Source organism: Mycolicibacterium lacusdiani (genome assembly GCF_021916785.1).
Classification (GTDB): domain Bacteria; phylum Actinomycetota; class Actinomycetes; order Mycobacteriales; family Mycobacteriaceae; genus Mycobacterium; species Mycobacterium lacusdiani.
In genome coordinates, this window is the sequence record NZ_JAKCFC010000003.1 from 340,038 (window position 1) to 362,653 (window position 22,616).

The 22,616-nt window shown below is 67.2% G+C and carries 21 protein-coding genes and 1 riboswitch; of the genes, 9 read left to right on the plus strand and 12 right to left on the minus strand.

Going from position 1 to position 22,616, the window contains the following annotated elements:
• Positions 1 to 27: 27 nt before the first annotated feature.
• From LOK44_RS11330 to LOK44_RS11340, 3 genes are read right to left on the minus strand one after another with little or no spacing between them, the layout of a single operon-like run.
• The gene (locus LOK44_RS11330; protein WP_237570066.1) at positions 28 to 1,506 is read right to left on the minus strand and encodes a glycoside hydrolase family 130 protein; all 1,479 of its coding nucleotides are present in this window, start codon (positions 1,504 to 1,506) and stop codon (positions 28 to 30) included.
• Positions 1,503 to 2,480, minus strand: coding sequence for a glycosyltransferase (locus tag LOK44_RS11335; protein WP_237570590.1), 978 nt, complete (start codon positions 2,478 to 2,480; stop codon positions 1,503 to 1,505). The genes LOK44_RS11330 and LOK44_RS11335 overlap by 4 nt, the downstream gene beginning before the upstream one ends.
• A 35-nt stretch (positions 2,481 to 2,515) precedes the next feature.
• Positions 2,516 to 3,625, minus strand: a complete 1,110-nt coding sequence (locus LOK44_RS11340; protein ID WP_237570067.1) for a glycosyltransferase — start codon at positions 3,623 to 3,625, stop codon at positions 2,516 to 2,518.
• Positions 3,626 to 4,042: 417 nt separating this feature from the next.
• On the opposite strand from LOK44_RS11340, the gene LOK44_RS11345 reads away from it, so the two are divergent.
• Both LOK44_RS11345 and LOK44_RS11350 read left to right on the plus strand, forming a co-directional pair.
• Positions 4,043 to 4,987, plus strand: a complete 945-nt coding sequence (locus LOK44_RS11345) for a cyclopropane mycolic acid synthase family methyltransferase (RefSeq protein WP_283817797.1) — start codon at positions 4,043 to 4,045, stop codon at positions 4,985 to 4,987.
• 88 nt (positions 4,988 to 5,075) lie between these two features.
• Positions 5,076 to 5,972 carry a cyclopropane mycolic acid synthase family methyltransferase gene (locus tag LOK44_RS11350; RefSeq protein WP_237570068.1) on the plus strand — a complete coding sequence of 299 codons (897 nt, stop codon included), beginning with the start codon at positions 5,076 to 5,078 and terminating at the stop codon, positions 5,970 to 5,972.
• Between the two features lie 10 nt (positions 5,973 to 5,982).
• Here LOK44_RS11350 and LOK44_RS11355 read toward each other — a convergent pair whose 3' ends face one another.
• The 3 genes from LOK44_RS11355 to LOK44_RS11365 all read right to left on the minus strand — a co-directional run bounded on the left by LOK44_RS11355 (position 5,983) and on the right by LOK44_RS11365 (position 10,236).
• Positions 5,983 to 7,608: an alpha/beta fold hydrolase gene (locus LOK44_RS11355; RefSeq protein ID WP_237570069.1), complete on the minus strand. Its 1,626-nt coding sequence runs from the start codon at positions 7,606 to 7,608 to the stop codon at positions 5,983 to 5,985.
• A gap of 231 nt (positions 7,609 to 7,839) precedes the next feature.
• Complete coding sequence (locus tag LOK44_RS11360) at positions 7,840 to 9,474, minus strand: RCC1 domain-containing protein (protein WP_237570070.1); 1,635 nt, start codon at positions 9,472 to 9,474, stop codon at positions 7,840 to 7,842.
• A gap of 123 nt (positions 9,475 to 9,597) precedes the next feature.
• A complete protein-coding gene (locus tag LOK44_RS11365) occupies positions 9,598 to 10,236 on the minus strand; it encodes a DUF1345 domain-containing protein (RefSeq protein WP_237570071.1) in 639 nt (212 codons plus the stop codon).
• Positions 10,237 to 10,561: 325 nt separating this feature from the next.
• On the opposite strand from LOK44_RS11365, the gene LOK44_RS11370 reads away from it, so the two are divergent.
• Entirely contained in the window at positions 10,562 to 11,530 is a 969-nt protein-coding gene (locus LOK44_RS11370) for a hypothetical protein (RefSeq protein ID WP_237570072.1), read from the plus strand.
• 79 nt (positions 11,531 to 11,609) lie between these two features.
• On the opposite strand, the gene LOK44_RS11375 is transcribed toward LOK44_RS11370, so the two are convergent.
• Complete coding sequence (locus tag LOK44_RS11375) at positions 11,610 to 12,356, minus strand: SDR family oxidoreductase (RefSeq protein ID WP_237570073.1); 747 nt, start codon at positions 12,354 to 12,356, stop codon at positions 11,610 to 11,612.
• A gap of 48 nt (positions 12,357 to 12,404) precedes the next feature.
• Positions 12,405 to 13,151 carry a 3-oxoacyl-ACP reductase family protein gene (locus tag LOK44_RS11380; RefSeq protein ID WP_237570074.1) on the minus strand — a complete coding sequence of 249 codons (747 nt, stop codon included), beginning with the start codon at positions 13,149 to 13,151 and terminating at the stop codon, positions 12,405 to 12,407.
• A gap of 114 nt (positions 13,152 to 13,265) precedes the next feature.
• Between LOK44_RS11380 and LOK44_RS11385 the strand changes: the two genes are divergently transcribed.
• On the plus strand, positions 13,266 to 13,814 hold the full coding sequence (locus tag LOK44_RS11385; RefSeq protein ID WP_237570075.1) for a TetR/AcrR family transcriptional regulator: 549 nt from the start codon (positions 13,266 to 13,268) through the stop codon (positions 13,812 to 13,814).
• Here the strand turns inward: LOK44_RS11385 and LOK44_RS11390 are convergent.
• The 4 genes from LOK44_RS11390 to LOK44_RS11405 form a co-directional block, all read right to left on the minus strand.
• Entirely contained in the window at positions 13,811 to 14,923 is a 1,113-nt protein-coding gene (locus tag LOK44_RS11390; RefSeq protein ID WP_237570076.1) for a fatty acid desaturase family protein, read from the minus strand. The two genes, LOK44_RS11385 and LOK44_RS11390, sit on opposite strands and share 4 nt — an antisense overlap.
• Before the next feature lie 142 nt (positions 14,924 to 15,065).
• Entirely contained in the window at positions 15,066 to 15,503 is a 438-nt protein-coding gene (locus LOK44_RS11395; RefSeq protein ID WP_237570077.1) for a hypothetical protein, read from the minus strand.
• Positions 15,504 to 15,534: 31 nt separating this feature from the next.
• Positions 15,535 to 15,646, minus strand: a riboswitch (SAM riboswitch).
• Positions 15,647 to 15,748: 102 nt separating this feature from the next.
• Entirely contained in the window at positions 15,749 to 17,404 is a 1,656-nt protein-coding gene (locus tag LOK44_RS11400; protein WP_237570078.1) for an ATP-binding domain-containing protein, read from the minus strand.
• Between the two features lie 125 nt (positions 17,405 to 17,529).
• Positions 17,530 to 17,829 carry a hypothetical protein gene (locus tag LOK44_RS11405; protein WP_237570079.1) on the minus strand — a complete coding sequence of 100 codons (300 nt, stop codon included), beginning with the start codon at positions 17,827 to 17,829 and terminating at the stop codon, positions 17,530 to 17,532.
• 130 nt (positions 17,830 to 17,959) lie between these two features.
• On the opposite strand from LOK44_RS11405, the gene LOK44_RS11410 reads away from it, so the two are divergent.
• From LOK44_RS11410 to LOK44_RS11430, 5 genes are read left to right on the plus strand one after another with little or no spacing between them, the layout of a single operon-like run.
• The gene (locus LOK44_RS11410) at positions 17,960 to 19,210 is read left to right on the plus strand and encodes a cytochrome P450 (protein WP_237570080.1); all 1,251 of its coding nucleotides are present in this window, start codon (positions 17,960 to 17,962) and stop codon (positions 19,208 to 19,210) included.
• The gene (locus LOK44_RS11415; RefSeq protein WP_237570081.1) at positions 19,207 to 20,226 is read left to right on the plus strand and encodes a phosphotriesterase family protein; all 1,020 of its coding nucleotides are present in this window, start codon (positions 19,207 to 19,209) and stop codon (positions 20,224 to 20,226) included. The genes LOK44_RS11410 and LOK44_RS11415 overlap by 4 nt, the downstream gene beginning before the upstream one ends.
• Positions 20,213 to 21,013, plus strand: coding sequence for an HpcH/HpaI aldolase family protein (locus tag LOK44_RS11420; protein ID WP_237570082.1), 801 nt, complete (start codon positions 20,213 to 20,215; stop codon positions 21,011 to 21,013). The genes LOK44_RS11415 and LOK44_RS11420 overlap by 14 nt, the downstream gene beginning before the upstream one ends.
• Entirely contained in the window at positions 21,010 to 21,963 is a 954-nt protein-coding gene (locus tag LOK44_RS11425; protein ID WP_237570083.1) for a C-terminal binding protein, read from the plus strand. The genes LOK44_RS11420 and LOK44_RS11425 overlap by 4 nt, the downstream gene beginning before the upstream one ends.
• An 8-nt stretch (positions 21,964 to 21,971) precedes the next feature.
• Positions 21,972 to 22,556 carry a TetR/AcrR family transcriptional regulator gene (locus tag LOK44_RS11430; protein WP_237570084.1) on the plus strand — a complete coding sequence of 195 codons (585 nt, stop codon included), beginning with the start codon at positions 21,972 to 21,974 and terminating at the stop codon, positions 22,554 to 22,556.
• Positions 22,557 to 22,616: the final 60 nt, after the last annotated feature.

Genomic DNA, 22,616 nt, shown 5'->3' on the forward strand with positions numbered 1-22,616 from the left:
CTCGCCGGCGTCGTAGCGTGCCCGGTCCTAGGTGACGATGACGTCGAGCAGCTGCGCAAGAGGCACTGTGGCCATGCCGATTGCGGCGTCGCACATGCCGTATGGGATCACCAGCGTGTCGGCGTGAACGAGTCCGCCGCACGAGTACACGACGTTGGGCACGTACCCGTCCTGCTCCCCCGGTATCGGCCCAAGCAGTGGTCGCTTCAGCCGTCCCAGCACCCGCGTCGGGTCGTCGAGGTCGAGCAGCAGTGCACCGATGCTGTACGTCCGCATCGGCCCGACGCCGTGGGTGAGCACGAGCCATCCCGCGTCGGTTTCGATGGGCGGCCCGCAGTTGCCGAGTTGCAGCACTTCCCACGACTCGGTGGGTCGCTGACAGGGCGACGCGTCGGGCCAGACCGACAGATGGTCGGTGAACGCGATGCTGTTGGTCTCGCGATCCGACCGCGACATCGCGGCGAAGCGGCCGTTGATCCGGCGGGGGAACAACGCCAGCCCCTTGTTCGCGGCGGCTCGGCCGACCAGCGGTGTCGAGGTGAACGAACGGAAGTCTGCGGTCTCGAGCAACTGCTGGCTGATCAGGCTGCCGCTGTATGCGGTGTAGGTGCCGTAGTAGGTGACCGTTCCGTCGTCGTCGACGAACCGCAGCATGCGGGCATCCTCCATGCCGGCCTGCTCGGCCTCCATCGACGGCCACAGCACCCGTTCGGAAAGCTCTGTTTCGTAGGGGAATTCGACGCCGTAGCACCGGGTGGCGATGGCCCGAATGTGATCGATCGTCCCGTGGGCGCACTCCCGGGTGCGCGAATGCGACCGCAGGGTGTCGAGCCGCTCGTTCAGGTCGGATCTGGTGAAGACCTCACCCAGCGACCCGAACACGTATTGCGCGGTCTCGCGGGCGTTGCCCAGCCGGTCGAGTTCGGCGCGGAAGACCGCGGCGTCGAGCAGTGCGGGCTTGACGTACCCGGTGGACGCGTACGGCGCGGGTTCGTCAATCGTGACCTCGCCGGCCGCGTCGACGACGCCGGTCCGGAATCCGATCGAGGAACGGTGCCCCTCGCCGATCGCCCGGACGCTCATGACGTACCGCAGGCTGCCCGCTGCCACGCCGGACTGGTCGGGGTGCGCGACGATGCTCGGGTTGCACAGCGCAGCGCCTTCGATGGCGTACTCACTGGTGAACGTCGCACCCAGCAACATCTTTCGTGAATGCGAGAGTTCGGATCGGCCGTCCAGGCGGTCGGCGAGTTCGGCGGCGTGCCGGTAGAAGATGCCCGCCAGATCGCGGTGCCGGCCGTCGAAGCGCTCGAGGACGTCGTTCAGCGACGCCTCGACGTCCACGTCGGAGAGAGCGAGCAGGCGTTTGACTACGAGTCCCGCGCGGGATTCCTGGTGCTCGAAGCCCTCCTGGCCGGGGACGAACAGCTGGGTGACGACGCGGCCGGGATCGGCTGCGATCCGTGCTGCGCTGCGGGTGGCGAGTCCGGTCGCCGTCGACGTCACTGGGGGACAGTCGAGAAGCTGCGTGCGTGCTGCAGCGTGGAGATGACGGCCAGCGTCGACTCGGCGCCCTGGTTCAGGTTCACCCCGTCGGCGTGCAGCCCGTCGTATCCCCCGCCGGTCTCCGGATCCCACATCGGCGTTCCAGCGTCGTTGGCGCCGAGGAACCACGCTGCCGCGGATTGCACGGCCTCGGGCCACAGCGGCCGGGGGTCTGCTCCCGCGGCCCGTGCGCACGCGTCGGCCAGGGTGGCCACTTCGATCGGCTGCTGGTCGAAGCCGGGCCGGGTGTCCCCCGGTCCGCGGCCTGCGACGGGCGTCGGCGACAGATGGCCGTCGAGCGTCTCGCCGGCGAGCAGCCACTCCAGGAGGTCGAGCCCGGATTTCAGCAGCGCCTCGTCGGAGAGTGCGACGCCCGCGGCGATGCGCGCCTCGGCGAGTACTGCGTTGGCGTAGGTCAGGCGGGGCTCTGGCCATGGCCAGTCGACGTCGCCGTTGGGTTCGTCGAGAGTTGCGACGTAGTCGGTGAGCAGCTGCAACGCTGCGGCGTGCTTGGGGTCGACGGTGAGTATTTCGGCGGCGCCGATCGCGGCGAAGGCCATTGCCCGCGGCCATGGCGATCTGGCGTGCGCGGCGCGTTCGAACTGGATGACGGCAAGCCTGCGCACCATGCTCACGTCGCTGTTGGCGGCGGCGGTGCCGAGGCCCCAGACCATGCGGCCCCAGTGGTCGTCGGTGGTCGGCTCGTCGGCCCAGTGCCCTCCGACGGTCATCCGGTTGCGGCAGGCACCGTTGAAGGATTGCGCGTCGTTGAGGAACGTCAACGCCTTGCCGGCGAGCCCGTTCAGGGGGCCGGGCGTCGCGGGTTCGCGGGTGGTGACCACCAGGACCCTGGCCATGTCGTCGGTGCAGTAGCCGTGCTCGCGGCGCGGCTCGGTGTGGTCGGCGTGCTCGAACGTCGCGCGGTGGTCGGTCATCCGCAGGAGATGCGTGAAGCCGGGCTCGGTGCCGATCACGCGACTGCCAGACGGGCGGCCATGACGCGCTGCGCCAGGGTTGCGTAGGCCTGCGCGACGACCGGCCAGGCCAGGGTCGGGGCGAGCCCGCGCGCCCGGGAGGCCATCGATCCGGCGATGTTGGGGTCGGTCAGCATGCTGCGCAGCGCCTCCACCAGTGCGGCAGGGTCGTCGTGGTCGACGACGACGCCTGCGCCGCTCGTGCCGAGCAGCTCGACGGCGTGCGGGAATGCGGTGGCAACGACGGGTCGTCCGCTGGCGATCGAGTCGACCAAGACACCCGACGTGACCTGCTCCTTCGAGTCGTACGGCAGGACCACGACGGCGGCGGATTGGACGAGTTCTGCCAGTGCCCCGGAATCGCGGTAGACCGCGTCGAAGGACACCGAATCGCCGACGCCGAGGCGCCCGGCCTGGGCGAACAGTCCCTCGCGGTAGGACTCGCCGCTGTGGGCGAGGACCTTCGGGTGGGTGCGGCCGGCAACGAGGTAGCGGGGCTTGGTGGGCAGGTTGCGCAGCGAGATCATCGCGTTTATGACGCGCTCGATGCCCTTGCCTGGGCCGAGCAGCCCCCACGTCAGGATCGTGGGCCGACCGGCGGGCTGCGGGGCCTCGGCGGCGGGCAGCGCTGCGCCGTGCGAGATGGTTGCCACCTTGGTTGCGTCGACGGTGAAGTGCTCGCACAGCCGCTGACGGGCGACGTCGGACATCACGACTACCTGATCGGCCAGCGCTACGACCTCTTCGAGGACCGAACGTTGGTGTGCCGTCGGCTCTTTCGGCACGGTGTGGGCGATGACGAGGATCGGGACGCGCAGGCCCTTCATGACGTCGACGACCTCGTCGCCGTCGGTGCCGCCGTAGATGCCGTACTCGTGCTGGATAACGGCCACGTCGCTGCGGTTGAGCAGATCCGACGCCGCGGCGACCGACGCCGCGGAGTCGTTGACGAGTTCACCGATGACGCTGTCACGGTCGCATGCCTCACCGTCGGCGATGCGGACGATGTCGACCGTCGTTCCGCGGGCTCTCAGACCGTTGGCCAGGGCTTCGCTGAAGGTTGCGATGCCACATGGCGTAGGCGGGAAAGTGCTCAGAATCCCCATGCGGGGGGTGTAGTTGAAGTGTTGCACCCCAAAGGGAGCAATCAATGACTGAACGATCGGCGGAGCATTCAAGGTAATCCAGACTGGCGGTTGCCACCGGCGTATCCGGCGTGAGCGGCTAGTCGGAGATCAGCGACGAAGGCTGGTCCAATACGTCCTAGCTGGGTGTACCACCGAGTGCCAGCTTACACCCGAAGGCGCTGGCAAAGCCGCTGGAGCGGCTCTCCCCGACAGACTCGACCGGGAATTTTCAAGATCAGCTAAGTTGGGTCCCGACGAGGTGCTGACGACTCGCCGCAGCGTCGCGCCGGAGCGCTCGAACGACGCGTGGTTCAAGTTGTAGGGTCGGGATGCTGGCTCGGTCAAGAAGCCGCTGATTGGCCATGAGAACGACGAATCGCCGACAGGTTGGGATGGATGAATACTCCAAGTGACACGACGTCCTCGACGCCCGAAACGCCGACTGCGCAGTCCGCGTGGCTGTCGAAGTCTGCGTCGCAGACCCGCGGATCGGACAAGAAGGAAGTCCAGTTCCACTACGACATCTCAAACGACTTCTTCAAGCTGTGGCAGGACCCGAACCAGGTCTACAGCTGTGCGTACTTCGAGAAGGATGACTACAACCTCGAACAGGCGCAGATGGCGAAGATCGACCTCTCGCTGGGCAAGCTGGGTCTCGAGCCCGGCATGACGCTGCTCGACATCGGCTGCGGCTGGGGCGCCACGATCAATCGCGCGGTCGAGAAGTACGACGTCAACGTCATCGGCCTGACGCTGTCGGAGAACCAGAAGCGGCACATCGAGCAGCACTGGCTCGCCAACTACAAGGGCGACCGGACGATGGAAGTCCGGCTGCAGCCGTGGGAGGACTTCAGCGGCAAGGTCGACCGGATCGTGTCGATCGGCGCGTTCGAGCACTTCGGTTTCAACAAGTACGACGACTACTTCAAGAACACCTTCGACTGGATGCCCGACGACGGCGTGCAAATGCTGCACACGATCACCATCCCCGAGGATGAGGAGATCAAGGCAAAGAAGCTGCCGCTGACGATGTCGCGGGTTCGCTTCATCAAGTTCATCATGGACGAGATCTACCCCGGCGGCCGTCTGCCGCTGGCGTCGATGGTCAAGGACCACGCGGTCAAGGCCGGCTACACGGTCACCCGTGAGCAGCACCTGCAGCCGCACTACGTCAAGACCCTCGACACGTGGGCGCGCAATCTCGAGTCCAAGAAGGACGAGGCGATTGCCATCACGAACGAGGAGATCTACGAACGCTTCCTGAAGTACCTCGACGGTTGCGCCGATCTGTTCCGGCAGGGCTACACCGACGTCGTGCAGTTCACGCTCGAGAAGGCGTAATCAGCCGGGCTGTAATAACTTTCACGCATACGCAGGACACGCGAGAGACGAAGAGTCCGAAGAAGTCGGACGGAAGTTGGTCGGGGAAATGGTTGAGAGCACTGTGAAGCCGCCACAGGCGCGCAAGGAGATGGAGCCGCACTTCGAAGAGGTGCAGGCTCACTACGACCTCTCCGATGACTTCTTCGGGCTGTTCCAGGATCCCTCGCGGACCTACAGCTGCGCCTACTTCGAGCGAGACGACATGTCGCTCGAAGAGGCGCAGATGGCCAAGATCGATCTCGCGCTGGGCAAGCTCAACCTGGAGCCGGGCATGACACTGCTCGACATCGGCTGCGGGTGGGGTTCGGTCATGCAGCGTGCCCTCGAGAAGTACGACGTCAACGTCATCGGGCTGACGCTGAGCAAGAACCAGGCCAAGTTCGCTCAGGAGCTGCTGGACGGCATCGACACCGAGCGGTCGCGTCGGGTGCTGCTGATGGGCTGGGAGCAGTTCGACGAGCCCGTCGACCGCATCATCAGCCTCGAGGCGATCGAGGCGTTCCCGCAGGAGCGGTACGCACCGTTCTTCCACTTCTGCAGCAGCATCCTGCCCAGCGGCGGCCGGATGCTGATCCAGGCGATCCTGGGGCACCCGCTGAAGCGCTGGCCGGAGATGGGCATCCCGATCGTGATGACCGACCTGCGGTTCATGCGGTTCATCGCCAAGGAGATCTTCCCCGGCGGATCGGTGCCGTGCGACGAGGACATCATCTCGCTCTCGGCCGACGCGGGCTTCTCGCTTGAGGAGAAGCAACTGCTCGACGAGCACTACGTGAAGACGCTCGACATCTGGGCCGAGGCGCTCGAAGCCCACCACGACGAAGCGGTCGCCGCGACGTCGCAGGAGGTCTACGAGCGCTACATGAAGTACCTGACCGGGTGCAGCGACTTCTTCAAGCGTGGGATCAGCGAGTTGGGGCAGTTCACGCTGGTCAAGCGGTAGGGCTGGTCGCTCAGACGGCGATCTGTGCCAGCGGCGCCAGCAGCGGATTGGCTGCCGGGTTCGCTTCGAGCGCATCCAGCACGTACGACCACACCGCGGGGTTGACGAGCACGCTCAGGTGGCCACCCATGAACCCGGGATGCTGATCCTGGATGACGATGTTCGTGACGCTCGGGCCGTCGAGGAACTGCTGCGTGTACGGCGTCAAGACCTCGTCGTAGGTCGACACGATCGTGGTGTAGAGAACGCCGGGCCTGGTGTCCCCGTTGCCGTAGACGATCTGCTGGAACGGCGACGTGATGCTCTGCTGCTCGAGGGCAGGCAGTGTCGCGCTCAAGAGCCCGGTGAGCAGCGACCCCAGGATGGGGAGCGTCAACGCGTATGCCGCGTAGTTGACGTCGGTGCCGTGGTTGCTCGGGGCGATGCCGATCAGCTGCGACACCTTGTCGGCGCCGCCGAGGACGTTCATGTAGTACGCCGGCAGGATCCCGCCGCCCTGTGAGTGGCCGACCAGGATGACCTGCGAGGCGCCGGTCTCGGCGAGGACGGCGTCGATCTGCGCGGACAGCTGCTGGGCCGACTGCGCGATGTCGGCGACGCCGCCGAACGGGAAGCCCGGGATGGTCGTCGAGGCACCGTAGGCGAACGAGTACACCTTGTAACCGGCGTTGGCGAGCACCGGCGCCCCGACGCTCCAGTTGTAGGCCTGTGTCTCCGTCGTGCCGTTGACGAGGATGATCGGCAGCGGGTGGGCCGGGGTGACGGTGATGGTCGGATCGTTGGCGCCGGGCGGAATGGCATACGGGTTGAGCCACGCCAGCGGGTTGAACACCCCGTAGTTCACCGGGAACGGACCTGCCGCCGCGGTCGGTGGCGTTCCGGTGACCTGCCTGCTGATGTCGGCGGCGAAGTTGGCGATGGTCAGCGCGGCGTAGTGCGGCCCGCCGCCCAGGAAATTCGGGCCGAGCGTCTGCGCGACCTGATAGGCGACGGCGCTAACCAGCGAGGCGCTGAACGCCGCAGCGTCGACCGTGAGGCCGGTGAGCTGCCGAACCAACTGCGGGAGGTTCGGAAGGGGCGGGAGCGCGGCAACCGTCGTTAGTGGGACGGCCGTGGCTGTCGTTGAACGCGAGGGCACGGGCTGCGCCAGCGCCGGCGCGCGCACGTCGGCGTCGTCTTCCTGGCGGCCCGCGGGGGCGACCACGGGCGTCGGCGGCTGCGGGACCTTGGGGGTCGTGGGCTCCGACTTGGGTTCTGCGGCAGGGGTTTCGGGCGCTTTCAGCTCGGCCTCGGGGGCGCCGGTGGTGTCGTCGTCGGTTGACTGCGCCGGAGATGCTGGCGTTGCGTCCAGCTGGTCGACGGACGGGGCTTGGTTCTGCAGGGTCCGGCCATTGCCGGTGCCTTCGTCATCGTCCTTCCGGACGGCGGGCGACGTCTCGCTGACGTCGGTCTTCGAGCTGTCGTCTGACGCTGCGATCGGCGAGGTGGTGTCGTTCTGCGTCGCACTCGGTCCGGTGGCCGTCGACGTGTCAGATTGCTCGCTCGACTCGCTGCTTCGGTCGGACGGCGTGGAAGCGTTCTCGTCGGCGTGAGCGACGCCTGCGCCGAAGATCAGCGCGGCTGCTGCGGAGCCCAACAACACTCCGACGTATTCGACGGGGCGACTCCGAGTCGTCGATGGATCGGCCGACACAGTCCGCAATGGCGGCGCTTCTCGCACGCGACAACCTTCTCATCAAGATTTCGCCGATGCACCGCACCGGCCTCCGGCCGAAGGATGGCATGTTCGGCGTCGTCAGACCCCGGCTTTGACCTGAACTCGGTTACCGGTTTTTCCGACGCGGCAGAAGCACAGCCCTCGCGGACATCACTCCTTGTTCTCGTCCTGACCGATGGCGAGGGAGTGCACGTAGCCACCCGAGTAGGCCGTGACGTTCTTCAGTTGCACCACACGGCCGGGTGGTCGCGAGGGGCCAGTTTGCACCCCCTGCCCGAGTTGGCCGACCGAGTTGCTGCCCCATCCCCACAACGTCTTGTCCCTCCGCAGCACTAGGCAGTGAAAACTGCCCGCAGACAGACTGATCGCGTCGTCTATTCGAGCGATCCGATAAGCGGATGGATCCTCGAGTATGTGACTGTGGCCGGGGCCCAGTTGGTCGAACCAGTTTCCGCCCCAAGCAAATACACGGCCGGAGGAATCGACGGCGTAACTCGTGCCAAAACCGCCGCCGGCGGACACGATGCCTTCACCGCTGAACTCGCCGATCGCCCCCGGTTGAAGGGGCACCTTGCTGTCCATCATCGCCAGCGTGCCGGTGCCCAAGCACCCGCTGTTGTTCCAGCCCCACAACCACAGCTGGCCGGTTCCACGTTCGATAGCCAGCGTGTGGTCGTCGCCGCAGGCGATCGACGCGATGGGAGCGTTGAAGACATGCGGTATCGGCACTGCGAGCTTTTGGTTGTCGTACGAGCCGATGCCGAGCTGGCCGTGATAATTCCCTCCCCATCCCCACAAACGTCCGTCATGAGTGAGTGCGATGCTGTGGCCCCAACCGGCCGCCACGGACACTGCACCGGTCAGACCGCGGACGCGAACCGGGGTCTCTTGGTCTTGGCCCGAGTTGTCGCCCAACTGGCCGTACCTGTTGTCGCCCCACGCCCATACCCGGGTGTCGCTCGTGATGGCCAGGTTGTGTTCGTATCCCGCTGCAATGGCCGTAACTTGGCTGAGTCCGGGAACTTGCACGGGTACGTCGCTCCCTCCCGGGAAGGGACCCTTGTTCTCGCGCGGTCCCCAGGTCCACACGGTGCCGTCGGCCTTCAGGCCGACGCTGTGGCGAGATGCGGCGACGGCAATGAATTCCTCGAAGTCGGCGGGGTGTACCGGCCGATCGTGTTCGGGTGCACCACTTCCGTCGCCCACTTGACCGCGGCCGTTCCCACCGAACCCCCACAGCTCGGTGTCGACGAGTGGATCCGTCTTGTCGCATCCTCCAAAGGTTTGAACGAAGATCGCCCCGTCTGCGTCCGGGGGTGCGCTGGACACCGCAGTGCCGCGGATGATCCCGACGCCGGTCTCTCGATACTGGGGGTCAAGCAGTGTCTGACGGTGCCCAGGACTGCTCATCCACCATTCGACCGCAGCTGCGGGTGAGGTGTCGCCCGCATAAGCTTGACCTCCGGTATACCAAGAGGTGTAACCGTTTTCGTTCCTTGGCACCCCATCGGGATTCAATGGGCAGTATCCCGCCTCCCTGATGCGCTCCTGCTCGTTCTTACCCGTTACGGGATTGGTGTGTATTACGGACCCTCCCCCGTCCCACCACTTGATCGCCGCTGCGGCGGTGGCGTGTTCGCGGGCGGCGGTACGGAGCGCCAGATTCAAGGTCAAAGACGGGACGCCTTCATCGGCGCGACGCTCGTTGATGAGACAGAGCACGGCAGCCTCGGCTTGAGACTGCGACAGCAACACGGCGGGCACATCGGCGTTCTCGCAGGCCATAGCCGAAATGTACCGCCGATTATTGACGATGTCGATGAATCAATTTGGCCCAGCACCCGCACTATTTGCCAAAGGAATCTTGCCCGCCGTCGTCATACTGCGACTCGGCGTTTTCAGACCCGCCTACACACCTGACGCGATCAGGTTGACCACCGTAGCCACGATGACCGACCCGAACACGTACGACAACAGACCGTGCTTGATGGCGATCGCCCGCATCCTCGACGACGTCAGGTTGGTGTCCGAGATCGCGAAGCTCATGCCGACGGTGTAGGCGACGTAGGCGAAGTCGCTGTAGCGGGGTGGTTCCTCGGTGTTGAAATCGATTCCGCCGACCGGCTTTTCCTGAAAGTAGGCCTTGGCGTAGGTGAGCGCGTACAGCGTATGCACGGCGAGCCAGGAGATGACGACACTGGCCACGGCCACGGCAGGCGCGATGACGCCCAAGTCGTCCGGTCGCGCCTTGGTGAGCAGCAGTCCGATGCCGACGAGGCTGGCCAGTGCGCCGGAGAGGATCAGCGCGAATACCGTCTGACGCCCCGGCTCCTCGTGCTCGGCGTGCAAGGCAGTCTGCGCTGCGTTGAACGGCCAGACCACCGCCCACGTCCACACCATGTACGTCACCGCGAGCATGTCCCACCCGATGAGCAGGGAGAACCAGCGGAGGTCCATCGAGGCGGCGACGCCCGTGGCCGCGAGCCCGACGAGCGCACTACCCGTCATGCGCGCGACGGGGCTGTGCATCCGGTGCCGTGGATCCATGAGCAGAGTCAATCAGTTCTGCGGACCAGGTGGGCGCAAGTCACTGTAGCCACAGGCGTCGCTAGAACGAAGCGCGTGGCCGTACACGAAGTGTCCCGTCTGACGAGCGAATTGGTCGTGGGGCGACGCTGTTCGCAGCTCAATTCGCGCGCCAGATGGAACATTCGGCGATCGTCTGCGTCCATCCCGCCAGGGGCTGGAGTGACTCGTGTGACACTTGCAGTGAACACACGTGCCCTCCGCATCCGCGAACGATGGACCACCTCAAGCACCAGGGTTGCTCCGCGCCAGCCTCGTTGTCGGTGCCCCCTCGTACCGTCTCTCCATGGCAAGGGGGAAGTCCGATTCCGGCAGCGGGTTCGCTGCGGTGTTCCTACTGATGCTGGTGATTGGATTCGTCGTCACCTACATCTGGTGGATCGTTGGCGCCGCGGCCTTGGTCGGGCTGTTCTTCGTCGGCCGAGCCCTCGTCCGGCAGGCCGAGGAGCGCCGGGAGTTGGCCGCCGCCCGCGAGGTCGAACTCAACCTGCGGGCAGACCGTCACATGCGGTGGACGATGAGCGGAGACAGCCGCGCCGTGTACGGGCCCGAGGGCGCAACTGCCACCCACGCGCTGTCGCCACCAACAACGCTGCCGGAGTCCGACGAAGGCCCTGACGACGATTCGGTCGCGGTCGCGACGATGGCCACGACCGCCGATGAACTCGCAACGCTGGTGATGGAGAAGCCGTCGGGGTGGACGTGGGCGCTGTTCGCGTCGATCTTGGCTCAGCGGCGCAACGCCGTACTGCCACGCCTACGAGATAGCGAGCTGGGGTTCAGCCCATCAGCCGGGCTGCCCGTGTACTCGGGGACGGAACTGGCCCGAATGCTCTTCGGGTTCGTCGACGAGATGCTGTCGACAGCCCAGCAGATCGACGACTTCATGGCCGCACCTGCATTCATGGCGACGCTGAATCCCGGCGGTGAGCACGGCGGGGACGCCGAGGCCATCGAGCACGTCGCCAACCGATTGATGGACTACCACGACCGGCTACTCGAGTTGTCGGAACGCTGCCGAAGCGTCACTCCGTCTTCCTATTACCGTGACGTCGTCGCGGAGTGCGCGCGGGTGATCAACCGCCTGCTGCTGGGCTACCGCGACTTCATCGCCGAGCTGGTCGACGTGGTCGAGGCGCTGCCGAGGTTTCTTCGACATGCCGAGGGTGACATCCATCTGGGTTCACTCGCACTGGATCTCGACATCAAGGGCGTATCCCATCTGACGAAGCGGTTGGACGCGATCAGCCGGTAGTCGCGATCCTGGTCACGCCGTCTACTCGTATCCGAACCCGGTGCCAGTGAGTCATCACCCTGCAACCGGCCAGTCGACGTCAGACGGTGAAACCGCCGTCGACGTTGAGGTTGGCGCCGGTGATGTAGCCGGACTCCGGGCCGGCCAGGAAGCTCACCAGTGCGGAGATGTCGCTGGTGCGCCCGTAGCGACCCAGCGGGACGATCGCCTTCAGACTCTCGGCGAAATCACCTTCGTCGGGATTCATGTCGGTGTTGATTGGGCCCGGCTGCACGTTGTTGACGGTGATACCGCGCGGGCCGAGTTCGCGGGCGAGGCCACGGGAGAACGACGACACCGCCCCCTTCGTCATGGCGTACACCGACACCCCGGGCCCAGGTACTCGGTCGGCGTTGATGCTTCCGATGTTGATGATCCGAGCCCCTTCGCCCAGGTGCGCGATCGCGCTGTGGGTCGCCCAGAAGACCCCACCGATGTTTATCGCGACCATGCGGTCGAATTGGTCGGCGGTGAACTCGTCGATCGGGGCCAGGGTGGCAGTGCCGGCGTTGTTGACCAGGACGTCCAAACCGCCGAGTTCGGCTGCGGCCCGGTCCACCGCGGCCGCGGTCTGAGCCGCGTCGGCGGCGTCAGCCTGAATGGCCACGACCGTCGCTCCGGTCGCGCTCAATTCGGCGACGAGCTTCTCGGCGTACGTCGCCGAGGCGGAGTAGGTGAAGGCCACTGCGGCGCCGTCTGCGGTCAGTCGGCGGACGATCTCCGCGCCGATGCCGCGCGATCCTCCGGTGACCAGTGCTCGCCGTCCCGCCAGATTGGTAGTGGTCATGTTCGTTGTCTCCCTGAGTAGTTCGATGTGATGACTTGGGTGCTGCGATTAGACGGTGAAGCCGCCGTCGACGTTGAGGTTGGCGCCGGTGATGTATCCGGCCTCTGGGCCGGCCAAGAAGGCCACGAAGGACGCAACGTCGGTGGTGTGTCCATAGCGGCCCTGCGCAGTGACGAGCTTGAGACTCTCGGCGAAGTCACCGTGGTCGGGGTTCGCGTCGGTGTCGATTGGACCCGGCTGCACGTTGTTGACCGTAATGCCCTGCGGGCCGAGTTCGCGGGCCAGCCCGCGGGTGAACGAGGACACCGCGCCCTTGGTCATCGCGTACACCGAGACCCCGGGCCCGGGAACCCGGTCGGCGTTGATGCTGCCGATGTTGATGATTCGCGCGCCCTCGCCCAGGTGCTTGATCGCGCTGCGGGTCGTCCAGAACATGCCGCCGACGTTGATGGCGACGAGCCGGTCGAACTGTTCGCCGGGGAATTCGCCGATCGGTGCCATGTGCGCGACCGCGGCGTTGTTGACCACGATGTCCAGGCCGCCGAGTTCGGCGACGGCCCGATCGACCGCGCTCGCAGTTTGGGCCGGGTCGGCCGCGTCGGCCTGGATGGCGACCACCTTGGCGCCGTTGGCGGTGACGTCGGCGACGAGCTTATCCGCATCAGCGCCTGAGGCCGAATAGGTGAACGCCACCGCGGCACCCTCTGCGGTCAGGCGCCGGACGATCTCCGCCCCGATGCCGCGGGAACCTCCGGTGACGATTGCTCGACGTCCGGTCAGGGGTGCTGTGCTCACTGCTTGGCCTCCTCGTAATTACGAACCGATTTGTTACTAAGTACGCTCAGGTCAAGCCGTGTCGCGCTGAATGCATTCCAGTTGTGACCGGCATCACATGGAAGGCGGCCTGCGATGACGGTCGGACGGCCACGGGAATTCGACCCCGCCCAGGTCGAGGACGCGGCGATGAAACTGTTCTGGGAACGCGGCTTCGACGGGGTGTCGATCTCCGACGTCACCGCCGCGGCGGGCGTGAACCGTCGCAGCGTCTACGACGAGTTCGGATCCAAGGAGCAGCTGTTCGAACGAGCGATGCGGCGTTACCTCGCCGGCCCCGGCGGCTACCTGCACGACGCCTTGGCCCGACCCACCGCGCGCGAGGTCGCCGAGGCGATGATGCACGGAGCGGCGGACACGGTTAGCGGCGAGATCCGCGGGTGCCTGACGGTCGGAGAAGCCCCGGGGCTGCCCGAGATGCGCGACGCGACCGTGCACCAACTGGCCGAGCGCTTCGAGGCGGCGCCCGAGCTGACGGGGGTCGACCCCCTGCTGCTGGCCCGCTGGGTCGCGGCCGTGTGCCAGGGCATCGCGATCCAGGCCCGCAGCGGTGCCAGCCGCGCCGACCTGCACGCCGTGGCGGACATGGCGCTCGTCGGGTGGCCGGCGGCTTCTCCGGATTAAGCCGACCGGCGTCGCCAGCGACTGCCCAGCTTCGCGCTCAGGAAGTCGTCCGGCAGTGCCAGCTGGTGAATGACTCGCAGTGTCGAAAGGTACTGCAACGCAAGCGGACCGGTGGTGTAGGGCAGATCGTACTTCTCGCACAGCCCCCGTACGCGCTCCGCGATCTCGGGGTAGTGGTTGCTGGGCAGGTCAGGAAAGAGGTGATGCTCGATCTGGTAGCACAGGCTCCCGGTCGAGAGCGCCAACAGGCGGCCTGCGTTGAAGTTGGCGGCACCGAGCATTTGCCGGAGGTACCACTCGCCGCGGGTCTCGTCGTCGAGCACCTCGGGGCCGAACTTCTCCGCTCCGTCGGGAAAGTGGCCGCAGAGGATCACGACGTTCGTCCAGACGTTGCGCAGCAGGTTCGCGGTCACGTTGGCGCCGAGAGTCCTGCGCCAGCGGCGGCCGCTCAGAGCGGGGATCAGCACGTAGTCCTTGGCGGTCTGGCGGAGGATCTTGGCGATCAGCAGCTTGCGCTCGGTGGACTTCTCTGCGGCGGTCTCGCGGCGGTCCCGCTCCGAGTAGAAGTCGTGCAGCGCAATGCCCCACTCGAACGTGGCTGCCAGCAACACGTTTCGCAGCGGCTGGAAGAGGTGCTGGCGCTGCCACGGCTGATCGCGGGTCACCCGCATCACGCCGAAGCCGAGGTCGTCGTCGACGCCGATGATGTTGCTGTTCACGTGATGGCGGTAGTTGTGCGAGTACCGCCATTGGTGCGACGGCCCCACCATGTCCCACTCCCACGTGGTCGAGTGGATCTCGGGGTCGTTCATCCAGTCCCACTGGCCGTGGCCGATGTTGTGGCCGAGCTCCATGTTCTCGACGCACTTCGCGTAGGTCAGCGCCAGCGTGCCCGACCACCAGCCGGCCCGCGAGCGGCTGCCGCCGATGAGGAGACGCGCGCTGAGGTCGAGGATCCGCTGGAACTTGATCACCCGCCGGATGTAGGCGGCATCGCGCTCACCGAGGGATCCCTCGACGTCGCGGCGGATCGCGTCGAGTTCGTCGCCGAGGCGGTCGACGTCGGCAGTACTCAGATGGGCGTACTCGGCGACATCGGTGATTGCCACGGGCTCAGTGCATCCTTCGTTGTCTGCGCCGTTCCGAACCCTGGAAGACGGTAGGAGTTGACCAAAGAAGCTTATGCGAGTGGTGGGGGCTGCGCCCAGCGCTTGGGGACGGGCCGCTCCGAGAACAGGGGCAGGTCCCTGTCTATAGCGGCGACTCCTGATGACCGAGTGCCACTTCCGCAGCCAACGCACGCCACCCGTCGATCCTCATGTGAGTACCCTTGCGATCCAGCCACCGGCAGCCCAGGCATGCCGAGTGCGCCACCCACAGCACCGACTCGAGGACGACCCCGGGATGACGCGTGGGCCAGAACTCTGGTTCGGCGGCGTGCACGGCCTCGTACTCGCGCCGCTTGTCCTCGCGCTCCTCCCAGAGCCGTCTCGCGACGTTACGGCCGGTACTCATGATCTTGTAGTTGATCCACGGCGTCGTCCGCCGCGGCGGAAACAGCACCGCGTGGTACGGGCCCCAGGTCGCATCGTCACCACGTCCTGGCGTCCATGAGTCGACGAGTTCTCTGATCCTCGGCGGCCCACCCGGCCCCCAGTACAAGGGCACCAGCTTCGCATCGTCAGTCATGGTCCGGTCCTCACGCCGGCCTCCACTGCGGGAGGCGCTCTTGCCGGCGTCGGTCGACGTCGGCCACTTCGTCATCCGAGCCACCCACGAGCGTGGGGTTGGCGCACCGTCAAGTCGGAGCTTGGCGACGGTGTCTCATGAAGCTGTTTTCGATGTTAGCGCGGCCCGCCGACGTCCGCCGACCGTTCTGCGGCGCCGGTCTTCGCTGGGGTCCGTCATCATTTGATGACAGCCCGTGCCGGCCGTTACGGCGCGGTCACTCCCAGCCGTCTCGCCAGATCCGGCCCACCCACCTCGCGGATGAAGTCCGGGTCACCGCACACGACGAGTTGATCGCGAGCCCTCGACAGTCCGACGTACAGCCGTTCGCGGGAGCGCTCGAACTTGCTTCCCTCGTTGACGACGACCACGACCGCGCGGCGCTCCAGGCCCTTGAAGCCCAGCACGTGGCCGTAGAACACCTGGTCGGTATCCCAGAACGTGTCCCAGTAGGCCTTGTGCCCGTCCTTCTGCCGCTCGGCCTGCTCGGGATGCCGACTGCCGGTGGTGAGCAGCGCGAGATCCTCTGGCCGCCAACCTTGTTCGAGCAGCAGCTCGATCTGGTCGTCGCCCTCCCCCATGGCGTCGTCGCGGTCGCAGGCGACGAACGTGACGGCTGGGCCCTCGCCGCCGAGGAAGCGCATTGGATGGTCGACGAGCGGCTGGAACGCGTTCGCGATCTGGCGGGTGTTGCGGAGATTGTGGTCGAGGATGAGCGGGACCAGTGGCACGGGCGGGGCGCCATGGCGGTTGAAGACGCGCTGCCCCTCGTCGGTGAAGACGTACAGCCCACCCTCAACGGGGTCCTTGAGCGCCGCGAGCAGCGGGTCCCACCACGCGTCGGCGAAGTCCTGCGCCTCGTCGACGACGATGGAGTCGAAGCGGTGGCCGACGGCCAGTCCCGCTGCCAGCTCTGCCATTTGGAGAGGGAGGTCGTGCTCCCAGAACTTGACGGTGTCCTCGGTGCGCAGGGCCTCGTCGGGTCCTGCGGGTGCGCCCCACTTCTTGCCGAGATCGTGGAACTCGCCCACGTACGCCGGCTGATGGTTGCGCGGCCACGTGGCGGCGATGCGCTCGAGGTAGGACGCCAGACCGTGCGAGTAACAGACCAGCGCGACCCGCTGCCCGCGCTGCGCAAGCCGGCGGGCCTGCTCCATCGCAAGGAACGTCTTGCCGCTCCCCGCACCGCCGCGGACCTCGACGCGGTTGAGCAAACGGATCGCGTCGAGGATGACGGCCTGATGCTCGGTCAGCGCGTCGGCGGCGTCATTGTTGGCCAGTGCGCGAGCGACGACGTCGCGTTGCGGTAACCCCCTGCCGCTCAACGCAGTTGCGAGTTGCCTCACTCCATCGTCGGTCAGCAGCGGGCGGTCCTGCTCCTGCCTGACGAGGATCTCGCGCAGCCGGTCGACGAGATGCGGCAGATCGGTGCGGTCGATGACCTTCCAGCGCGGGCAATCGGGCAGGTCGAAGTCGGCGGGCAACTCGGTGTGGGGCAGCACGACGACGTGATCCCAGCGCTGCCGCTCCTGCGTCCAGCGCGGGTCCTTCTCGACGTAGTCCCGCAGCGCGTAGCAGGCCTCGCGGGCCTGGCGGACCGGATGGATCTTCTTGTCGCGGCCGCCCCGCTTCTGCCACCAGCGCTCGCCGTCGTGCCAGACGTCGCCGCCCTTGACCTCGAGGCAGACGATTCCCGCGCCTTCGATGCCGACGACGAAGTCGACCTCGTGGTCCTTGAGGTGGTCGGTGACGCGCTGCCCCGGGACGAGCAGGTCATTGGGTTCGAGCTGGGCGACGAGCGTCTGCCAGGTGCTGCGCTCCGAACTGTTGAGACGCGGCGTCTCAGTGACGGTGATGGTCATGGCCGAACTCGAGTCCTCCCCCTTGCAAACAACCCCTCGGGGAGGTTAGCGCGGGGTACCGACGCGGCGGCGGACGTTGACTATCGCCGATGGGGTTCAGCGCGGGGCGATGCCGTCGGGGACGTCTACGCCCCGTTCTGCTGCAGGGCGAGGCACGTGCCGTAATGCTCCGGCGTGCAGGGGATGCCGCCCACCGACGGCAGCTCATTGGGTCGCTGCACGACACCGCCACCCGGTGTCGATCCCGGCGGGAGGAACGCAGGCGCGTTGGAGCCACTCTTGGCGCACACGCCTTCCCACCTGGTGGGTGACGTGCCACTCGGGCAGGTCTGGGCCGATGCGGACGACGCGAAGATCACCGGCGCGGACACCAGCGCCAGCGCACTCCCGAGAGCGAGGATTCCGTGCTTCATGGCGGTGGTCACCCGTCACACGGTACCTAGCCGGACTAGATAGGACGACGACGGGTCGCGCCGACGAGGCTCGGGGTTGACTCGCCCGACAGGGTCCGACACACTCCACTGAACACGTTCAGTGAAACGGAGGTCGACGTCGATGCGCGCAGCCGGTGCCGCGATCACGCACTACGACCCGTTCTCACCCGAGTGCCTCGACGACCCCTACCCGTACTACGCGTGGTTGCGCGACGAGCACCCGCTGTACTACGTCGAGGACTACGACATGTGGGTGGTGTCGCGGTTCCAGGACGTCTACGACATGCTCGGCGACCCGGAGCTGCCGTTCGAGGCCCGCGAGGGCACGGTGCCGACCCGCGCCGAGATGCTTGCGCGCAACGACGGCCCGGTGCCGCCCCTCCCGCTGAACCCCGTCGCAGGATTCACCCGCATGGATCAGCCCCACCAGGGCCGACTGCGTGGGTTCCTGAATCAGCCGTTCCGGCCCCGTTCTGTGTCGGCGCTGGAGGGCTGGTTTCGCGACATGGTGCGCGCCGACCTGCCCGGCGTGCTCGCCCAGGGCGAGTTCAATCTGCCTGCAGTCTTTGGGCTTTGGACGGCCCGCACCATGTGCCACCTCGCGGGCTTGCCCGCCGAGATGGCGGCTGATCTGCGCGACGCGATCAACGAGTCCTCGGCCGCCATCGGCGACCCCGCGCTCGGCCTGGACCCGCTCGACGGTCTCAAGCGAATCAGCCGTGCCGCTCGCCTCGCCGTCACGACCCGGCGCGACGCCGGCGCCGACGGGGCCCACCCGCTCGTCGACAGGGTCATCAACGCATCGTTCGAGGGACGTCCGCTGTCCGACCGCGAGGCCGCGGCCCAGCTCGTGGTCCCCCTGATCGGCGGCGTCGAGACCGTGCCCAAGGTGACCTCCCACGGGCTGTGGGAGCTGACCAAGAACCCCGACCAGCTCGCCGCCGTCCGCGCCGACCTGACGGCCAACACGCCCGTCGCGTTCGACGAGATGTCCCGCTATTGCGGGCCCGCGCAATGGTTCTCGCGAACCGTCACCGCACCCGTCGACGTCCTCGGCCACCACCTGACGCCGGGGCAGCGCATCATCTTCCTCATCCAGTCCGCTCAGCGTGACCCACGCGAGTTCCCCGACCCCGACGCGTTCCGGTGGGACCGGCGGATGAAGCGGACGCTGTCCTTCGGCCACGGCGGCCACTTCTGCATGGGCATCCACCTTGCGAAGATGGAGGGCCGGGTGATCCTGCAGGAATTCCTCAGCGCCGTCGACGAATTCGACTTCGACGAGGACGCCGCGGTACGCAGCGCCTCCAGCTTCCAGAAGGGCTGGGACGTCCTGCCCGTCCGCATCCGCCGACCGGCGGAACCGTCGTGACCACGGGGACCGTAGCCACCGTCCGGGGTGAGCGGTCCAGCGACAACCTCGGGCGCACGCTGATGCACGAGCACGTGTTCGCGGTGTCCGCGGCGCTGGCCAACGACCGCCCCGAGATTGCCTTCCCCGACGGCAAGCACGCCGCACTCGACGACGCCGTCGCGCGACTGCAACGGGTCAAGGACGCCGGCATCAACACCATCGTCGACGTCACCGTGTTCGGCCACGACCGCGACATCCCCAGCCTCGTTCGCATCAACGAGCGCGTCGACCTGAACATCGTCGTCGCCACCGGGTTCTACACCGAGGACTTGCCGTCGAAGACCTTCGAGATCCGTCAGGCCCTGGCCCGGCAGCGCGGCGGGAACTTCTTCGTCGACGTGTTCGTGGCCGACATCGTCGACGGCATCGGCACCACCGGCGTCCGCGCCGGGATCATCAAGTGCGTCACCGGCGCTGCTGGCCTAACCCGCGGATCCAAGGGCCTGCTGCGCGCCGCCGCGATCGCCGCCCGTGAGACCGGCGTGCCGATCACCACGCACTCGGACCCCCATACGCGAGGCGGGCTCGAACAACTCGAGCTGTTCGCCACCGAGGGAACCGATCTCACCCGGGTGGTGATCGGCCACAGCGGCGACACCACCGACCTCGACTACCTCAAAGCCGTCATGGACACCGGCGCGACGATCGCCTCGGACCGATTCGGCTACGCGCTGCCGGGTACGGCGACGACGCAGGAACGCGTCGCCGTCATCGCCGACCTGTGCAACCAGGGCTACGCCGACCGCATCGTGGTGTCCCACGACGCGATGCTGCACACCGACTGGCTCGACGACGGGTACACCGCGGCGTTCCCCGACTGGGATCCGACCTTCGTCCCCACCACCGTCGTGCCCGCACTGCGCGAGGCCGGTGTCTCCGACGACCACCTGCACCAGATCCTCGTCGACACCCCGGCCCGTCTGCTGGCGTGCGCGACACCCCTCCCGAAGGAGCGCACCGATGACCACACCTGAACGGCCACAACCCAAGTCGCCGGTCCGACGTGCGCTGGCTGAACGCACCGTCACCACCGGGCCGTGGGTCACCTTCGCCGACCCGCACGCCATGGAGGGGCTCGCGAAACTCGACTTGGACTACCTCGTCATCGACTGTCAGCACGGCTCGGCCGATCTCGGCGCTCTGCTCCCGATGCTGCGCGCCGCCGCCCTGCACGACAAGCCCGTCCTCGTCCGCGTCCCCGCCAACGAGCCGTGGCAGATCATGCGCGTGCTCGACCTCGGCGCCGCCGGCGTCATCGTGCCGATGGTCAACACCGCGGCCGAGGCCGCGATCGCCGCGTCGGCGATGCTCTACCCGCCGCACGGCGAACGGTCCTACGGACCGGTGTGGCCCTCCCCCGGCGCCGGCTTCACCCCCGGTGACGGACCGCTGCTGCTCGTCATGATCGAGACCGCTCAGGGGCTGGCGGAGGTCGACGCGATCGCCGCGACCCCGGGCGTCGACGGACTGTTCGTCGGGCCCATCGACCTCGCGCTGGGCATCGGCGCCGTCCCGGACGGCAACGTGCTCAAGGGAATCGGTGCTTCGGAGACTCTTGCCGCAGTGGACACCGTCGCAGCCGCAGCAAGCACGCATGGCAAGGTGCTCGCGGGCGCGGTCTTTACCCCCGATCACGCCCGTGCGATGACCCGCGCGGGGGTGCGGCTGCAGGTCTACGGCTCCGACGGGCAGTGGCTGGCCGCTGGCGCTAAGGCCGCGCGCAAGCTCACCGACGAACTGACTGCGGAGGTCGACTCGTGAAGGCGCTGATCACCAACCCGTCGATGACGCCGCCGGACGAGGTCACCGCGCCGCTGCGGGAGGTCGCCGACATCGTCACCGTGTCCGACGGATCGCCCGAGGCACTCCTCGAGGCCGCCCGCGACGCCGACGCGCTGATCGTCGCCGTCGAACCGATTCGCGAGCCGCTGATCGCAGAGTTGGCCCAGTGCAAGCTGATTCACCGCTGCGGCATCGGAGTCGACGTCGTGGACGTGGAGGCGGCCACCCGAGCGGGCATCCAGGTGACCAACGTGCCGGATGCCAACTTCCACGAGGTCGCCGCGCACGCGATGGCGTTCATCCTCGCCCTGACCCGACGCCTCGTCGCGTGGGACGCCGGCGTGCGCGCGGGCAGGTTTGGCGACGGGCGGCTGGGGATGTCACTGCACCGGCCCGACGTGCAGACGGTCGGGTTGATCGGGCTGGGCCGCATCGGCCGACGGGTGGCGGTCGCGGCGCGGGCCGTGGGCTTTTCCGTCGTCGCCTACGACCCGGCGGTCTCGGCCGAGGACGCCGCGGCGCTGGACGTGACGCTGATGGACGCCGACGAGGTGATCGCCGCGGCCGACGTTCTCTCCCTGCACGTTCCGCTGACTGATGCCACGCATCACCTGATCGACGCCGACGCGCTGGCCCGGATGAAGCACGGCGCGTTCGTCGTCAACGTGTCGCGGGGCGGCCTGATCGACGAGGGGGCGTTGGCTGAGTCCATCGCCGCGAAGCACCTCGGGGGCGCGGCGCTCGATACGTTCGAGACGGAGCCGCTGCCGGCCGACAGTCCGCTGCTCGGGGTGGACGGAATCCTGCTCTCGCCGCATGCTGCGCATTGGAGCAGGGAGTCGCTCGGTGAGACGATGACCAAGAGCTTCGCCGAGGTGGCCCGCGTGCTGCGCGGCGAGGCGCCGCGCTACCCGGTCAACCGGATCTAGCTCGGCCGATGGCGGTCCGCCAGGATGAGAGCCGGCGCCGGCGGGAGGCTGTGTTCGCCGCGACGTGGGACCTCGTTGCGGCGCAGGGCTTCTCGGCGGTCACGATGCGGCAGGTGGCCGAGCGGGCCGGGGTTGCGCTGGGCACGATCTTCCTCTACGCCTCCAACAAGGACGAGCTGCTGCTGCGGGTGTTCGGCGAGCGACTGTCTGCGCGCTGGGATTCGTTCCTCGTAGCGTCCGAGGGCGAGCCGCCGCTGAATCGCGTCGAGGCGTTCTACGACGACTGCCTGACGATGTTCTTCGACGACGTCGACAACGTCGGTGCGTATTACGGCCTGCTGCTGCGGTATCCGACGTCGACGTTCCCCGAGGTGGTCGAGCTGCGGGCGCGGCTGCGGCGGATCGTGCGGGATGCCGTGAGTGACGGTTCGCTGGCTGACGCTGGTGACGCGGCGGCGTTGGAGCAGGCTTACTACGGCGCCTTCGCCATGGCGGTGCTCGAACACGTCCACGTCGGCGACCAGGCGCGTACGCGCGCGACGATGGGGCGGTCGATGGCGTTGCTGCGGCGGGGTGCGGGGGTTGGGGACTGAGGGTGCGTCGCAGCAGCGTTTGTTGAGATCCACGGTCGGCTCGGCCTAGCGAATGAAACG

Excerpts from the sequence above, each read along its gene's own strand:
- LOK44_RS11350 (WP_237570068.1), top strand. The coding sequence starts at position 5,076 with ATGGTTGAGAGCACTGTGAAGCCGCCACAGGCGCGCAAGGAGATGGAG.
- LOK44_RS11420 (WP_237570082.1), top strand. The coding sequence starts at position 20,213 with ATGACCACACCTGAACGGCCACAACCCAAGTCGCCGGTCCGACGTGCG.
- LOK44_RS11400 (WP_237570078.1), bottom strand. The coding sequence starts at position 17,404 with ATGACCATCACCGTCACTGAGACGCCGCGTCTCAACAGTTCGGAGCGC.
- LOK44_RS11360 (WP_237570070.1), bottom strand. The coding sequence starts at position 9,474 with ATGGCCTGCGAGAACGCCGATGTGCCCGCCGTGTTGCTGTCGCAGTCT.
- LOK44_RS11385 (WP_237570075.1), top strand. The coding sequence starts at position 13,266 with ATGACGGTCGGACGGCCACGGGAATTCGACCCCGCCCAGGTCGAGGAC.
- LOK44_RS11335 (WP_237570590.1), bottom strand. The coding sequence starts at position 2,480 with ATGACCGACCACCGCGCGACGTTCGAGCACGCCGACCACACCGAGCCG.
- LOK44_RS11430 (WP_237570084.1), top strand. The coding sequence starts at position 21,972 with ATGGCGGTCCGCCAGGATGAGAGCCGGCGCCGGCGGGAGGCTGTGTTC.
- LOK44_RS11375 (WP_237570073.1), bottom strand. The coding sequence starts at position 12,356 with ATGACCACTACCAATCTGGCGGGACGGCGAGCACTGGTCACCGGAGGA.
- LOK44_RS11340 (WP_237570067.1), bottom strand. The coding sequence starts at position 3,625 with ATGGGGATTCTGAGCACTTTCCCGCCTACGCCATGTGGCATCGCAACC.
- LOK44_RS11345 (WP_283817797.1), top strand. The coding sequence starts at position 4,043 with ATGAATACTCCAAGTGACACGACGTCCTCGACGCCCGAAACGCCGACT.
- LOK44_RS11365 (WP_237570071.1), bottom strand. The coding sequence starts at position 10,236 with ATGGATCCACGGCACCGGATGCACAGCCCCGTCGCGCGCATGACGGGT.
- LOK44_RS11395 (WP_237570077.1), bottom strand. The coding sequence starts at position 15,503 with ATGACTGACGATGCGAAGCTGGTGCCCTTGTACTGGGGGCCGGGTGGG.
- LOK44_RS11410 (WP_237570080.1), top strand. The coding sequence starts at position 17,960 with ATGCGCGCAGCCGGTGCCGCGATCACGCACTACGACCCGTTCTCACCC.
- LOK44_RS11370 (WP_237570072.1), top strand. The coding sequence starts at position 10,562 with ATGGCAAGGGGGAAGTCCGATTCCGGCAGCGGGTTCGCTGCGGTGTTC.